15 protein-coding genes and 1 pseudogene are annotated in these 14,494 nt (G+C 69.8%); 8 read left to right on the forward strand and 8 right to left on the reverse strand.

Annotated features, from left to right (window positions below; all coding sequences use genetic code 11):
- Positions 1 to 106 precede the first annotated feature (106 nt).
- From rpsF to rplI, 4 genes are all read left to right on the forward strand, one after another.
- Complete coding sequence (rpsF, locus tag ABZZ20_RS15780) at positions 107 to 397, forward strand: 30S ribosomal protein S6 (protein ID WP_004950685.1); 291 nt, start codon at positions 107 to 109, stop codon at positions 395 to 397.
- Positions 398 to 469: 72 nt separating this feature from the next.
- Complete coding sequence (locus tag ABZZ20_RS15785) at positions 470 to 1,060, forward strand: single-stranded DNA-binding protein (RefSeq protein ID WP_356869970.1); 591 nt, start codon at positions 470 to 472, stop codon at positions 1,058 to 1,060.
- A gap of 43 nt (positions 1,061 to 1,103) precedes the next feature.
- Entirely contained in the window at positions 1,104 to 1,340 is a 237-nt protein-coding gene (gene rpsR, locus ABZZ20_RS15790) for a 30S ribosomal protein S18 (RefSeq protein WP_005315025.1), read from the forward strand.
- An 18-nt stretch (positions 1,341 to 1,358) separates the two neighbouring features.
- Positions 1,359 to 1,805: a 50S ribosomal protein L9 gene (gene rplI, locus ABZZ20_RS15795; RefSeq protein ID WP_030292603.1), complete on the forward strand. Its 447-nt coding sequence runs from the start codon at positions 1,359 to 1,361 to the stop codon at positions 1,803 to 1,805.
- 104 nt (positions 1,806 to 1,909) lie between these two features.
- Here rplI and ABZZ20_RS15800 read toward each other — a convergent pair whose 3' ends face one another.
- Positions 1,910 to 3,247 carry an MATE family efflux transporter gene (locus tag ABZZ20_RS15800; RefSeq protein WP_356869971.1) on the reverse strand — a complete coding sequence of 446 codons (1,338 nt, stop codon included), beginning with the start codon at positions 3,245 to 3,247 and terminating at the stop codon, positions 1,910 to 1,912.
- Between the two features lie 434 nt (positions 3,248 to 3,681).
- Here ABZZ20_RS15800 and dnaB point away from each other — a divergent pair, with 434 nt between their 5' ends.
- Both dnaB and ABZZ20_RS15810 read left to right on the forward strand, forming a co-directional pair.
- Positions 3,682 to 5,163: a replicative DNA helicase gene (gene dnaB / locus ABZZ20_RS15805; protein ID WP_356869972.1), complete on the forward strand. Its 1,482-nt coding sequence runs from the start codon at positions 3,682 to 3,684 to the stop codon at positions 5,161 to 5,163.
- Between the two features lie 9 nt (positions 5,164 to 5,172).
- Complete coding sequence (locus tag ABZZ20_RS15810) at positions 5,173 to 6,558, forward strand: serine hydrolase domain-containing protein (protein WP_356869973.1); 1,386 nt, start codon at positions 5,173 to 5,175, stop codon at positions 6,556 to 6,558.
- A 9-nt stretch (positions 6,559 to 6,567) separates the two neighbouring features.
- On the opposite strand, the gene ABZZ20_RS15815 is transcribed toward ABZZ20_RS15810, so the two are convergent.
- From ABZZ20_RS15815 to ABZZ20_RS15825, 3 genes are read right to left on the reverse strand one after another with little or no spacing between them, the layout of a single operon-like run.
- A complete protein-coding gene (locus ABZZ20_RS15815) occupies positions 6,568 to 7,743 on the reverse strand; it encodes a winged helix DNA-binding domain-containing protein (protein WP_356869974.1) in 1,176 nt (391 codons plus the stop codon).
- A 53-nt stretch (positions 7,744 to 7,796) separates the two neighbouring features.
- The gene (locus ABZZ20_RS15820) at positions 7,797 to 8,249 is read right to left on the reverse strand and encodes a GNAT family N-acetyltransferase (protein WP_356870138.1); all 453 of its coding nucleotides are present in this window, start codon (positions 8,247 to 8,249) and stop codon (positions 7,797 to 7,799) included.
- Between the two features lie 24 nt (positions 8,250 to 8,273).
- On the reverse strand, positions 8,274 to 9,161 hold the full coding sequence (locus ABZZ20_RS15825) for a GNAT family N-acetyltransferase (protein WP_356870139.1): 888 nt from the start codon (positions 9,159 to 9,161) through the stop codon (positions 8,274 to 8,276).
- A gap of 130 nt (positions 9,162 to 9,291) precedes the next feature.
- Between ABZZ20_RS15825 and ABZZ20_RS15830 the strand changes: the two genes are divergently transcribed.
- Together ABZZ20_RS15830 and ABZZ20_RS15835 are read left to right on the forward strand one after the other, a co-directional pair.
- A complete protein-coding gene (locus ABZZ20_RS15830) occupies positions 9,292 to 9,942 on the forward strand; it encodes an HAD-IB family phosphatase (protein WP_356869975.1) in 651 nt (216 codons plus the stop codon).
- A gap of 119 nt (positions 9,943 to 10,061) precedes the next feature.
- Positions 10,062 to 11,267, forward strand: coding sequence for a globin domain-containing protein (locus tag ABZZ20_RS15835; RefSeq protein ID WP_356869976.1), 1,206 nt, complete (start codon positions 10,062 to 10,064; stop codon positions 11,265 to 11,267).
- Between the two features lie 26 nt (positions 11,268 to 11,293).
- On the opposite strand, the gene ABZZ20_RS15840 is transcribed toward ABZZ20_RS15835, so the two are convergent.
- The 4 genes and pseudogenes from ABZZ20_RS15840 to ABZZ20_RS15855 form a co-directional block, all read right to left on the reverse strand.
- Positions 11,294 to 11,773, reverse strand: coding sequence for an NUDIX hydrolase (locus ABZZ20_RS15840; RefSeq protein ID WP_356869977.1), 480 nt, complete (start codon positions 11,771 to 11,773; stop codon positions 11,294 to 11,296).
- Positions 11,774 to 11,846: 73 nt separating this feature from the next.
- The gene (locus ABZZ20_RS15845) at positions 11,847 to 12,752 is read right to left on the reverse strand and encodes a LysR family transcriptional regulator (protein ID WP_356869978.1); all 906 of its coding nucleotides are present in this window, start codon (positions 12,750 to 12,752) and stop codon (positions 11,847 to 11,849) included.
- Positions 12,753 to 12,959: 207 nt separating this feature from the next.
- Positions 12,960 to 14,084, reverse strand: a complete 1,125-nt coding sequence (locus ABZZ20_RS15850; RefSeq protein WP_356870140.1) for a cystathionine gamma-lyase — start codon at positions 14,082 to 14,084, stop codon at positions 12,960 to 12,962.
- A 77-nt stretch (positions 14,085 to 14,161) separates the two neighbouring features.
- Positions 14,162 to 14,436, reverse strand: a pseudogene (locus tag ABZZ20_RS15855) (hypothetical protein).
- Between the last annotated feature and the right edge of the window lie 58 nt (positions 14,437 to 14,494).

The raw sequence follows: 14,494 nt of genomic DNA on the forward strand, positions 1-14,494 counted from the left end.
CTGTACGGTCTGCGCGGTGTCTGTTCTCGGACGCCGTGCGCACGCATCACGACCCTCCTGCCACGGAACGACCGTGGCCGCTGAGTCCAAAGGAGGTGGGTTCCACATGCGTCACTACGAAGTGATGGTCATCCTCGACCCCGATCTCGAGGAGCGCGCTGTCTCCCCGCTGATCGAGAACTTCCTTTCCGTCGTCCGTGAGGGCAACGGAAAGGTCGAGAAGGTCGACACCTGGGGCCGTCGTCGTCTCGCTTACGAGATCAAGAAGAAGCCCGAGGGCATCTACTCGGTCATCGACCTGCAGGCCGAGCCTGCGGTCGTCAAGGAGCTTGACCGACAGATGAACCTGAACGAGTCGGTTCTCCGGACCAAGGTCCTTCGCCCCGAGACCCACTGAACTTCGGTTCAGCGGTAATCGGGACCGAGTAGCACAGCAGCCCAGCAGCAATCCCCGCCGAGAGGTTCATCCATGGCAGGCGAGACCGTCATCACGGTCGTCGGCAATCTCGTCGACGACCCCGAGCTGCGCTTCACCCCCTCGGGTGCGGCGGTCGCGAAGTTCCGTGTCGCGTCCACCCCCCGCACCTTCGACCGTCAGACCAATGAGTGGAAGGACGGCGAGAGCCTGTTCCTGACCTGCTCGGTGTGGCGGCAGGCGGCCGAGAACGTCGCCGAGTCCCTTCAGCGGGGCATGCGCGTCATCGTGCAGGGCCGGCTGAGGCAGCGGTCGTACGAGGACCGTGAGGGTGTCAAGCGCACGGTCTACGAGCTGGACGTCGAGGAAGTCGGCCCCAGCCTGAAGAACGCCACGGCCAAGGTCGCCAAGACCACCGGTCGCGGTGGCCAGGGTGGATACGGCGGCGGCGGCCAGCAGCAGGGCGGCGGCGGTGGCTGGGGCGGAGCCCCCAGCGGCGGCGCCCCGCAGGGCGGCGGAGCTCCCTCCGACGACCCGTGGGCGTCCAGCGCGCCGGCCGGCGGCCAGCAGCAGGGCGGCGGGGGCGGCTGGGGCGGAAGCTCCGGCGGCTCCGGCGGTGGCTACTCGGACGAGCCCCCCTTCTAGGGAAGCTCGAACCCCCACTTCTTGATCACACAGGAGAGACACAATGGCGAAGCCGCCTGTGCGCAAGCCTAAGAAGAAGGTCTGCGCGTTCTGCAAGGACAAGACCGCGTACGTGGACTACAAGGACACGAACATGCTGCGGAAGTTCATTTCCGACCGCGGCAAGATCCGTGCCCGCCGCGTCACCGGCAACTGCACGCAGCACCAGCGTGACGTCGCCACGGCCGTGAAGAACAGCCGTGAGATGGCGCTGCTGCCCTACACGTCCACCGCGCGATAAGGAAAGGGTGACCGACTAATGAAGATCATCCTGACCCACGAGGTCTCTGGCCTCGGTGCCGCCGGCGATGTCGTCGACGTCAAGGACGGCTACGCTCGCAACTACCTGGTCCCGCGCGGTTTCGCGATCCGCTGGACCAAGGGTGGCGAGAAGGACGTGGCGCAGATCCGCCGCGCCCGCAAGATCCACGAGATCGCGACCATCGAGCAGGCCAACGAGGTCAAGGCCAAGCTCGAGGGCACGAAGGTCCGTCTGGCCACCCGCTCGGGTGACGCCGGCCGTCTCTTCGGCTCCGTGACCCCGGCCGACATCGCCACGGCGATCGAGGCTTCCGGTGGTCCGAAGGTCGACAAGCGCCGCGTCGAGCTGGCTGCCCCGATCAAGACCCTCGGTTCGTACCAGGTCTCCGTGCGTCTGCACGCTGAGGTCGCCGCGAACGTGGGCGTCGAGGTCGTCGCCGCCTAAGTGCTGCGCACGAAGGGCCGCACCCCTGTGGGGTGCGGCCCTTCGTCATGGTCGGGAGGGGTCCGCCCCTCGGCATGTTTCACGTGAAACACCGCCTCCCCGCATCAGCGGGTCGACCCCGCGACCAGCCACCGGCCGGAACGGGCGCGCAGCTGGAGGGTGGCCATCCGGACCAGCATCATCAAGGTCATGGCCCACCAGAGCGTGGTCAGGCCACCGCCCACAACCGGGACGAGCAGTGCGGCCGGGATGAACACGGCGAGCGTCAGCAACATCGCCCACGCCAGGTAGGGCCCGTCGCCCGCCCCCATCAGGACCCCGTCGAGCACGAAGACGATCCCGGACACGGGCTGGGAGAGGGCCACGACCAGCAGGGCCGGCAGCAGTGCGTCCTCGACGGCCGGGTCACCGGTGAACAGGGGGACGAACAGGTGACGGGCCGCGATGACCAACGCCCCCAGAACGATCCCCGAGACGAGGCCCCACTGCACCATGCGGCGACAGATGATCTTGGCACCCTTCGTGTCGCCGGCGCCCAGGTAGCGGCCGATGATGGCCTGCCCGGCGATGGCGATCGCGTCGAGAGCGAAGGCGAGCAGGCTCCACAGGGAGAGCAGGATCTGGTGGGCGGCGATGTCCGCGTCGCCGAGCCGAGTGGCCACGGCGGTCGCGATCATCAGGACGGCGCGCAGGGACAGGGTGCGCACCAGGAGCGGTACGCCGGCCTGGGCGCAGGCCCGGATGCCCGTGGTGTCGGGGCGCAGGGAGGCCCCGTGTTTGCGGGCCCCGCGGACGACCACGACGAGATAGGCGCCGGCCATGGCGCACTGGGCGAACACCGTGCCCCAGGCGGAGCCGGCGATGCCGAGGCCGGCGCCGTAGACGAGGGCGCCGTTCAGGGCCGCGTTGAGGGCGAAGCCCCCGATGGCGACGTACAGCGGGGTACGGGTGTCCTGGAGGCCGCGGATGACGCCGGTGGCGGCGAGCACCATGAGCATGGCCGGGATGCCGAGAGCGGAGATCCGTAGATAGGTGATCGCGTACGGGGCGACCGTGTCGGACGCCCCGAAGAGGGAGATCAGCCAGGGGGCGGTGGGCAGGACGAGGGTGACGACGGCCGCGCCGATCAGAAGGGCGAGCCAGATGCCGTCCATGCCCTGGCGGATGGCCGCCCTGAGGTCGCCGCCGCCGACCCTGCGGGAGACGGCTGCGGTCGTTGCGTAGGCCAGGAAGACGAAGACGCTCACGGCGGTGGTGAGCAGGGCGGCGGCAATGCCGAGGCCGGCCAGCTGGGGGGTACCGAGATGCCCCACGATGGCGCTGTCGGCCATCACGAACAGGGGTTCGGCGACGAGGGCGCCGAAGGCCGGTACTGCGAGAGCGAGTATCTCTCGGTCGTGCCGTCTCGGGGCAGCCTTCATCGGGGCGAGGGCCTGTGTCATGCGCTCAATCTAATCTTCCACAGGTAATAGATGCAACTACTTTAGGGTCCTTACGGATGGGTTGGCTTGCGCGTTCTCGGCACCCCGTTGGAGGCGATCTGGAGGCTGGCGCCAAGAAATTTCTTCCCCACAGCCGGTGAAGGAGGAAAGTGCAGGTCAGATGGGGTGCTTGGGTGGGCCAGGTGATTTTGTCCACAGCCCCGTCCCCCGGTCCGTGCACAGCTTCGGGCGAGTTACCCACAGCATTGGGTCGGTCATCCACATCTCATCCACACAGCCTGTGGATAACAAGATTGGCTGACGTCGCTCCCGGCCCTACCGTGGTGCGTTGCTCGACTCGACGACAGCCGATTCGGGTGTCCCATATGTCAGAGCCGTGTCGTAGAAAGAGTGGCACGGCGAGGTCCGCGTTGCGGACGGGAGGAGGCGGCCCGGTGAGTATGCCCGAGCCCATGGACGACCCCTGGGCCGACAGCGGTCCAGGAGACCGTCTGCCCGCCCGCCCGCGCCGTAACGGGGACAGCCGGGGCCGCGGGGACGAGCAGCACGAGCGGGGCCGCGAGGGCGGCTCCTGGGACGGCGGTGGCGGAGGCTTCGAGCGCGTCCCGCCGCAGGACCTCGACGCCGAGCAGTCGGTGCTCGGCGGCATGCTGCTGTCCAAGGACGCGATCGCTGACGTCGTCGAGGTCATCAAGGGCCACGACTTCTACCGGCCCTCGCACGAGACGATCTACCAGGCGATCCTCGACCTGTACGCCAAGGGCGAGCCGGCCGACCCGATCACGGTCGGCGCCGAGCTGACCCGACGCGGCGAGATCAGCAAGGTCGGTGGGGCCTCGTACCTGCACACGCTCGTCCAGTCGGTGCCGACCGCCGCGAACGCCGAGTACTACGCGGAGATCGTCCACGAGCGGGCGGTGCTACGCCGCCTGGTCGCCGCCGGTACGAAGATCACTCAGATGGGATACGCGGCTGACGGCGACGTCGACGAGATCGTCAACAGCGCCCAGGCCGAGATCTACGCCGTCACCGAGCAGCGGACCTCCGAGGACTACTTGCCGCTGGGCGACATCATGGAAGGCGCGCTCGACGAGATCGAGGCCATCGGCTCGCGCAGCGGCCAGATGTCGGGTGTCCCCACCGGTTTCACCGACCTCGACTCACTGACCAACGGTCTGCACCCCGGCCAGATGATCGTCATCGCGGCCCGCCCCGCCATGGGTAAGTCCACCCTCGCCCTCGACTTCGCCCGCGCGTGCTCCATCAAGAGCAACCTGCCGAGCGTGATCTTCTCCCTCGAAATGGGGCGCAACGAGATCGCGATGCGCCTGCTGTCGGCGGAGGCCCGGGTGGCGCTGCACCACATGCGCTCGGGCACGATGACGGACGACGACTGGACCCGTCTGGCCCGCCGCATGCCGGACGTCTCCGCCGCTCCGCTCTACATCGACGACTCCCCCAACCTGTCGATGATGGAGATCCGTGCGAAGTGCCGCCGCCTCAAGCAGCGCAACGACCTCTCGCTCGTGGTCATCGACTACCTCCAGCTGATGCAGTCGGGCGGCTCGCGCCGTCCCGAGAGCCGCCAGCAGGAAGTCTCCGACATGTCCCGAAACCTCAAGCTGCTGGCGAAGGAGCTAGAGGTGCCCGTGATCGCGCTGTCCCAGCTCAACCGTGGTCCCGAGCAGCGCACCGACAAGAAGCCGATGGTCTCCGACCTGCGCGAGTCCGGCTCGATCGAGCAGGACGCCGACATGGTGATCCTGCTGCACCGCGAGGACGCGTACGAAAAGGAATCGCCCCGCGCGGGCGAGGCGGACCTGATCGTGGCGAAGCACCGTAACGGCCCCACGGCGACGATCACGGTCGCCTTCCAGGGCCACTATTCACGGTTCGTGGACATGGCCAACACGTAGCATCCGCTCATGGATGCCGTATCTGAGGACCTGGTTCTGCTCCCCGCCACACGGCGTGCGCTCACGCACCGGATCGCCGTCGCGCAGAGCGAAGGGCGGGCGCCGTCGGTGGTGGCGGCCGTGGCGCGTGGCGGGGAGGTGCGGTGGGAGGGCACCCGGACCTCCGTCGAGGGGCACGGGCCCGACGGGAACGTGCAGTACCGGATCGGGTCGATCAGCAAGACCTTCACCGCTGTCCTGGTGATGCGGCTGCGGGACGAGGGCCTGTTGCAGCTCGATGACCCGTTGGAGAAGCACCTTCCGGGGACGGGCGTCGGAGAGGTGACCATCGCCCAGTTGCTGTCCCATACAGGCGGGTTGGCGGCGGAGACGCCGGGCGAGTGGTGGGAGCGGACTCCTGCGGCGATGCGGCCGGAGCTCGCGGACGTGCTGGGTGAGGACCCGTTCCGGTGGGAGCCGGGCCGGCGGCACCACTATTCCAATCCGGGCTACACGCTGCTCGGTTCGCTCGTGGAGGAAGTCCGCGGAAGGCCGTGGGCCGAGGTGCTCCGGGCCGAGGTGCTGGAGCCGCTCGGGCTGGACCGTACGACGGCCCGGCCGCAGGCTCCGCACGCGGGCGGCTGGGCGGTTCATCCGTGGGCCGACGTGATGATGCCGGAGCCGCTGGAAGACCTGGGCCTGATGGCCGCAGCCGGGCAATTGTGGTCCACGACGAGGGACCTGGCCCGCTTCGCCATGTTCCTCGCTCGTGGTGAAGAGCGGGTGCTGAGCGCGGAAACGGTACGGGAGATGCGTACGCCGGCTGCTCCGCCGGACCCGGCCTCCGCCGAACTGGGCTACGGGCTCGGTGTGCAGTTGATGGACAGTAGTGGGCGCAAGCTCGCCGGGCACACCGGCTCGCTGCCGGGTTTCGTCGCAGGGCTGTGGGTGAGCGAGGCGGACGACATCGCGGCCGTGGTGCTGGCGAACTGCACCTCGGGCCTGCCCGCCGCATCGGTGGCCGCGGACCTGTTGGCGATCGTCGCGGACGCGGAGCCGCGGCTTCCGGAGCCGTGGAAGCCGTTCCGGGAGGCCGATCCGGTCGCCCTGGAGCTGTGCGGCCCCTGGTACTGGGGGACGTCGGCGCAGGTGCTGCGGCTCATGTCGGACGGGCTGTTGGAGCTCGCCCCGATGGGGGCGACGGGCCGTGCGGCCCGGTTTCGGGCTGAGCCGGACGGCACTTGGACGGGCCTCACCGGCTACTACGCCGGCGAGACGCTACGGGCGGTGCGGCGGGTGGACGGTTCGGTCAGTCACCTCGATCTGGGCTCCTTCGTGTTCACGAGGGAGCCGTACGACGCCCAGGCCCCGGTGCCCGGCGGGGTGGACCCACAGGGCTGGCGGGGCATCGGCTAACCACACGGTTCAGGCGACGAGTTCGCGTTCCAGCGGGGTGCGGAAGCGCGGGGTGATACGGGCGTCGCCCACCCACTCGGCGAGCCGTGCGGCCTCAGCGGCGATCGCTTGCTCGGCGGCGCGGCCGGGGGCACCCAGCAGCCGCCAGACGATCTCGCCGTCCGCGCGCTGGGCCCAGCCGCCGACGACCTCGCCGTTCCACCAGACGGTGGGGCCGATGTTGCCGGCGTAGTCGAAGAGCGCGGGGCGGTGGACGGGATCGAGGTGGAAGCCGCGGTCCGTCCAGCCCATGCCGCTGGGGTCCAGGCCGGGCAGCAGCGCGGCCCATGGTTCCGGGGCGGGTTCGGGCGCGATGTCGCCGGGGCTGACGAGCGCGGTGGTGCCGTCCTCCAGGCGGACCTGGTCGGGACCGACGGCGGCGAGGGCCTTGCGCACGTCGGTGAGGGTCCAGCCGGTCCACCACTTGAGGTCGGCCTCCGTGGCCGGGCCGTAGGCGTGGAGCCAGCGGCGGGCGATCTCGGCGCGGGCTCCGGCGGCATGGACGGCGGGCCAGGGAGCGGTGTGCACCCAGCGGTACTGGCTGGAGGTCCATGATCCGCGGGGCCGGTCGCGGCGGATCCGTCCGTCGGCGGCTAGGAGTCGGATCACACGGGTGGCGACCCCGCTCTCGGTCTCGTACTTCTTGCCACGGCCGATGGTGATCTTTTTGCGCAGGGCGGGCACGGCGGCGGAGAGCTCGCTGCCGGTGGAGGGGCCACGGGCATCGAGGACATCGAGCGCGGCGCCCTCGGCCCGGGCGAGCCAGTCGGCGTCCAGGCCCTTGCCGTCCTCGGCGAGGCGCTTGAGGAAGGTGCGACGCTCCTTCAGGGCGATGCCCCGGGCAGTGGAGGCGTCGACGTACGGAGCGAGTTCGGTGGAGACGGCGAAGAGCGTATTGCGCATGCTGAGCAGCCGGACAAGGGTGACGTCCTCGTAGAGGGCCTGCTCGATGACGGCGGTGTCGCCCGCCACGAGCCGGGCACGGGCCGAGAGGAAGACGGTCGCGGGGTCGGTTGCGTGCAGGGCGACGACGGCGTCCGCAGCCTCGGCGACCGTGGTGGCGTGCGTCGAGGGAGCCAGGCGGTGCCTGCGGCCCAGCCGGTGGCGGCGCTCGGCGGTGGTCACGAGGGGGAGGCTGGGGCTCATCCTTCCGATCATAGGCCGGGCCCACGACACCGGCCCGGCCTGGCGTGCGGTGATCAGAGGGAGAGCTTGAATCCGATGTGGGAGGCGGTGAACCCGAGCCGCTCGTAGAAGCGGTGGGCATCGGTTCGGCTCACGTCCGAGGTGAGCTGGACGAGTTGGCAGTTCTCACGACGGGACTGGTCGATCGCCCAGTGGATGAACCGGGTGCCCAGACCACCGCCGCGTTCGTCGGCGTGGACGCGCACGCCTTCGATGATCGAGCGGGTGGCGCCCTTTCGGGAGAGTCCGGGAACGATGGTGAGCTGGAGCGTGCCCACGACGCGGCCGTCACGAACCGCAACGACCAGGTGCTGGTGGGGGTCGTCCACCAGACGCTTGAACGCCGCGATGTACGGGGTGGGGTCGTCCGGGGATTCACGGGTGGCGCCCAGGGGATCGTCCGCGAGCAAGGCCACGATGGCGGACAGGTCTTCCTCGGTGGCGGGACGGATGGTCAGCTCTTCGATTTCGGTCACGGGGGCGTTCCGTTCTCAGCCCGCGGCCACGGTGAGCGGAGCCCAGCGCCGGGTCCAGTCGCCCGGGAGTCCGGGGATGTCGCGGGTCATGACAGCGTTGAAGGCCACGGATTCGAGACCGCGGTCCTTGAGCCAGCCGAGGAGCTCCTCGTGACGTACATCGATGTCGGTACGAAGGGGCCGATCGGTGGTGGCGGCGAGCGCGGTGACGAGTGCCTGGGCGCCGGCAGTGTCCCGTGCGATCAGGGGACCGATGACGTGGGTCCCCATGTTGGGCCACACCGCGGCGTAGCCGACGAGTTCACCCACGTGGTCCTCGGCGACCAGCAGTCGGTCCGCGAAGGCTGGCAGCCGCGTGATCATATGGGTCCGGTCCGTACCGAAGACCTCGGTGTCCAGGCGGAGGATCCGTGGGATGTCCTCGCCGGCGGCCGGCCGGACCGACACGGCGTCCGGCTGCGGTGGTGCGGGGTCGGGGCGGAAGGCACCCATGAGCATTTCCGCGCGGCCCGTGGTCGCGAAGCCGAGCTCCTCGTAGAGGGGGCGGCCGTAGGGGGTCGCGTGAAGGGTGAGCGGGACGCCCCTGAGGACGTCGTCACAGACGTGGATCATCAGACGGCGACCCAGGCCCTGGCGGGCGTACCGCTCGGCGACGAGGACCATCCCGATGGCGGCCAGTTCCGGGCCGGCGTGGGTGTGTCCGTACGAGGTGACGACGCAGGCGGCGGCGAGCCCCTGCCCGTCGGGGGCGTCCATGCCGTAGCCGTGGCCCGCGGCGAGCAGCAGCCCCCACTTGTGGTCCTCGCGCGGCCATCCGCGGTCTTCGGACAGGTCGGCGCAGTGGCGAAGATCGTCCACGGTCAGCGCACGGATCGGCAGGTCGGTGAGGTGTGGTGGTGTCACCGGCCCAGACTGGATCATCAAGCGAGGGTCGTCCAGGGGATTTGGCGTCGATGTCACGTGAAACAGTCAGACGTTTCACGTGAAACCAGAGGATGTTTCACGTGAAACAAACGGGCTAGCCTCGACTGCTATGACACTCCTTCACCTCTTCGATCTCGACGGAACGCTGATGTACGGCTCGGCGGCACCCGTCGAGATCTCCCGACAGCTCGGTTTGGGTGCGGAGATCGCCGCACTGGAACGGGCTTTCAGCGCAAGGGAGATCGGCCCGCACGACTTCTCGGTCGCGGCGCACGCCCTATGGGCGGAACTGACGCCCGATCATGTCCGCGCGGCGTTCGACGGGGCCCCGTGGTTGACGGGGATTCGCGAGGTGTGGCGGGAGATCAGGGAGCGCGGGGACTATTGCGCGGTGATCTCGCTGTCGCCGTCGTTCTTCGTGGAACTGCTGGTGGAGTGGGGCGCCCACGCCGCTCACGGCTCGGTCTTCCCCGAGGTGCCCTTCACCCGGCCCGTGGATGGGGCCGGCATCCTGACGCCCGAGGGTAAGGTCACGGTGGCGGACCGGCTGTGCGCGCAATTCGGGGTGAGTCGGGCGGACTGTGTCGCGTACGGGGATTCCTCGACCGACGCGATGCTTTTCGAAGCGGTCTCGGTGTCGGTGGCCGTCAACGCGCGGCCGTCTCTGGCGGCGCGGGCGACATATGTCTACGAGGGCCGGGATCTGCGAGAGGCATATCAGCTGGTGGGGGTGGCGCGCCCGGCAGTTGAGGCATCTTAAGGGGGAAGCGGGTTCGAAACGCGGATTTTCCGCATTCCCCCGCGAGCCTCTGGGGCGGCTGGCAGGCTGTGAGGCCCGGAACCACGGATTCGAAGGCCGTGGCGTGCTTACCGACCGAGATGCTCGAAGCGAGGCACCGCATGGACGCTCCGCCCACCAGATCGGCCAGACGGACGGACCGGATACTTTCCGGGGGCGGTGCGTTCGAGCCTTCCCCGGACGCGGTGCTCATCCGTCGGACTCTCGAAGAGATCGCACCCATCGCCGACAAGGTGACCTCGTACTTCTACGCCCTGGTGTTCACCAGGCATCCGGAAGTGCGGGGCATGTTCCCGGCGGCCATGGACGTCCAGCGCGACCGGCTGCTGAAGGCGTTGCTGACCGCCGCCGAGCACATCGACAACCCGGACGTGCTCGTTCCTTACCTGCGTCGATTGGGCGCCGGACACCGCAAGTACGGCACGCTGGCCGGTCACTATCCGGTGGTGGGCGAGGCCCTCATCAGTGCGCTGACCCGGTACGCGGAGCGCAGTTGGGGACCCGAGACGCAGGCCGCGTGGGTCCGGGCGTACACCGGGATCTCCCAGATCATGATCGACGCGGCGGCCGAGGACGAGGTGAAGGCCCCGGCGTGGTGGCACGCGGAGGTGGTCTCGCACGATCTGCGCACCCCGGACATCGCCGTGCTGACGGTCCGCCCGGACCAGCCCTACTCCTTCCTGGCAGGCCAGTACACGAGCCTGGAGACCCCGTGGTGGCCGCGGGTGTGGCGGCACTACTCCTTCGCCTCGGCGCCGCGTGCTGACGGGCTGCTGTCCTTCCACATCAAGGCCGTTCCGGCGGGCTGGGTCTCCAACGCGCTGGTGCGCCACGCACGTCCCGGTGACGTGTTGCGGCTCGGGCCACCGGCCGGGTCGATGGTGGTCGACCACACCACCGACAACGGGATGCTGTGTCTGGGGGGCGGTACCGGCATCGCTCCGATCAAGGCCCTGATCGAGGATGTGGCGGAACACGGTGAGCGCCGCCCGGTGGAGGTGTTCTTCGGAGCGCGTAGCCACGGCGACCTGTACGACAAGGACACCTTGCTGGGGCTGCAGCGCTCACATCCGTGGCTGTCCGTACGCCCGGTGGTGGGCGAGGGCCTGGCCGGTCAGCTGCCGCAGGCGGTCGGTGAGTACGGACCGTGGAGCTCCTACGACGCGTTCATATCGGGGCCGCCCGGGATGATCCGCAGTGGTGTGGACGAGCTCAAGCGGATCGGGATTCCCAGAGAGCGGATCCGTTTCGACGCGTGGGAGGAACTGGCGGGCGCGGCCGGCTGAGACCGGGGGGCGCCCGCCGCTGTGGATCAGCCCAGGTCAGGTGCGTGCATCGCGCGCAAGCCCTCGATATTGCCGTCGAGGTAGTGGCGCAGGGACAGCGGTACGAGATGGACCGTGGCGATACCGACCCGACTGAAGGGCACGCGCACGATCTCGTACTCGCCCTCGGGGTGATCGACTTCGGGGCCGTGCCGTTGACTGGGGTCCATGGATTCGAGGTGGCAGACGAAGAAGTGCTGCACCTTCACTCCGGTCACACCCCCGTCGGCGATGTGCTCGACGGTGTCGACGAAGCAGGGCACCACATCGGTGATCTTCGCGCCAAGTTCCTCGTGGATCTCTCGGTGGAGGGCGTCGACGACGGTGGCGTCCGAGGGCTCCACTCCCCCGCCGGGGGTGAGCCAGTACGGATCGAGGCCGGGCTTGGTGCGTTTGATGAGGATCAGGTCGTCACCGTCGAGCAGGATCGCGCGGGCGGTGCGTTTGACCACGGGACGTTCGGTCATGGGAGAAGAGTGGCCCAGACTTCCGCTTCTGAAACGCGCGCCTGCGAAACGCGCCGCACACGGAAGCGGAGGCTCACCAGTGGGTGGCGGCGCGCAGCAGCCGCTCGTGAGCCCGGGCGACGTGAGCGAGGGCGAGGCTGCCGGTCCGCACCACGAGGAACCAGGTGCGCAGGGGCGGTACGGGTGGTTCGAGGAGGGCAACGACCTGCCCGCGGTCGAGGGCGTCCTGGCAGAGGTACCGAGGCAGGACGGCCAGTCCTGCACCGGCCCGGACGCATTCCAGTACCGCCCTGAGGTCGGGAGCGACGACGGTGGCCGCGTCGGGCCGGGTGCCGGGCCGGGTCTCGAAGACGGCGGCCCAGTACCGGGTGACGAGCGGCAGGGTCTCGTGGACCTCGACGAGCGGAATGCCGTCGAGGGCGGTGGGGCCGGTCTCGCGCAGTCGGGCCGGGTCCACGAGGGCCGCCCAGTACGGCGCGGCGACCAGGACGTGCTCCTCGTCGCACAGCGCCGTGGTGCTGAACAGTCCGCCCCGAGGGCGGGCGGTCGTAACGACGAGGTCGTGGTGGCCGGCGGCGAGCCCGTCGAGGGTCTCCTCGGTACCCGTCTGCAAGACGGAGCGCAGGGTGTGGCCCTGGCCGACGAGGGGCGCGAGCGCGGGCAGGACGCGCAGGCACAGGAATTCCGGGGGGCCGGCGAGGTGCAGGGTGCGTAACCCGCCGGCGGCTTCGCGTTCCGCCTCGGTGATCCGTAGCAGGGCGTCGAGGTGCGGAGCGGCCTTGTGGGCGAGTTCGTCGCCGACGGTGGTGGGGGTGACCCCACGGGCCCTGCGATGGAACAGCGGGCGACCGAGCTGCCGTTCGAGGGTGCGGATCTGCGAGGTGACGGCGGGCTGGGACAGCCCGAGGAGCGCGGCGGCCCGGGTGAACGAGCCGGCCCGGTGCACGGCGACGAAGGTGCGCAGCAGGGCCAGGTCCATGAAGGCCCCTCTCCGTGGGGGCCTTCAACTATAAATATGCCGATAGGCACCTGTCTTTACCGTGATTGGACTCTGACGCTAGGTCAACTAGCCTTGTCAGCGTGGTTCTTCGCACGCGGAACCCGGGGCGGTCCGAGCCACTAGGGGGGAGGCTCGGACCGCTCGTGCTACTCGGCTACTCGGCTACTCGTGGCGACGCCTGGTCGCTCAGGCGCCGGTGCCCGCGACGTCGAGGGCGCGCAGCACGTCCGTGACCAGGTCCGTGGTGTCCTCGACCCCGGCGGAGAAACGGATGAAGCCTTCCGGGACGGGGTCGCCGCCCCACCGGCCGCGCCGCTCCGCGGTGGACCGTACGCCGCCGAAGCTGGTGGCGTCCTCGACCAGGTGCAGGGTGGCCATGAAGCGTTCGGCGTGCGCGCGGTCCGGCAGCGTGAAGGAGACCACGGAGCCGAAGCCGCGCATCTGCCGGGAGGCAGTTTTGTGCGAAGGGTCCGCGGGCAGTCCCGGGTAGCGCAGCCCGGTCACCTCGGTCCGGTCGGCCAGCGCCTCGGCCACGGCCAGCGCGTTGGCCCACTGGCGCTGCGCGCGCAGCTGGATCGTGGCCAGGGAGCGGTGCGCGAGCCAGGCCTCCATGGGACCCGGGATCGCGCCGATGATCTTGCGCCAACGCCGGACTGCGGCGGCGAGCTCCGGGTCACGGCAGACGACGTAGCCGAGCAGGAGGTCGCCGTGGCCGGTGAGTCCCTTGGTGCCGCTGGCGACGGAGAAGTCCGCTCCGAGTTCCAGGGGCCGCTGACCGAGAGGGGTGGCGAGGGTGTTGTCGACGGCGACCAGCGTGCCGCCCGCGTGAGCGGCCTCGACCAGGCGCCGTACGTCACACACGTCGAGCCCGGGGTTGGACGGGGTCTCGATCCACAGCAGCCGTGCCCCGTCGAGGACGGAGAGCTGGGTGTCGTCCCGGGTGGGGGCGGTGCGGACGTCGACCCCGTAGGCCTCCAGCTGATCACGGACCAGCGGCAGCGCCTGGTATCCGTCGTCGGGCAGGACGACGGTGTCCCCGGTGCGGGCCTGGGAGAGGATCACGGCGGAGACCGCGGCCATGCCGGAGGCGAAGACGATGGTGTCCACGCCGTCCTGGCCGGGGGCTTCGAGTTCCCCGATGGCCCGCTCCAGCAGGGTCCACGTGGGGTTGGTGTCCCGGCCGTAGGTGTACGGGCCCTCGACGTCACCCGGGAGGTGGAAGTGGGCGGCGAAGACGGGTCCGGGCAGGGGCGGCTCGTTCTTGACGGGCTCGGGCAGGCCGGCGCGGACGGCCCGGGTGCCGTCGCCCAGTCGTTCCGCCCCCTTCCCGGTGAGTGCCTTCCCGGCGGAGGCCGCCGCCCCCGCCGGTGCCTCGTCTGCGTGGTTGTTCACGTGCTGGTCTCCTTCACTGCCGCGTGTACGGCGTCCAACAGACCCGTGCTCGCCGCCTCGACGAGCTCCAGGCACTCCTCGAACCCGTCGAGGGAGCTGTAGTAGGGATCCGGTACGTCGGCCTCCGCAGCAGTGGCCGCCGAGCCGAACGACCGCAGCAGCCGCTCGGCGCCGTCCCCCTCGTGCCAGCCTCCGGTACCGGCGCTGTCCACCTCGACCAGCCCGTCAACCCGGCCTCGGCGACGCGCGCGCGGAAGACGGACTCGGCCATGGGCGAGCGGCAGATGTTGCCCGTGCAGACGAAACACACGCGGTACGTGGACCGTCCG

It is taken from the genome of Streptomyces sp. NPDC006430 (assembly GCF_040612395.1).
Taxonomy (GTDB): Bacteria; Actinomycetota; Actinomycetes; order Streptomycetales; family Streptomycetaceae; genus Streptomyces.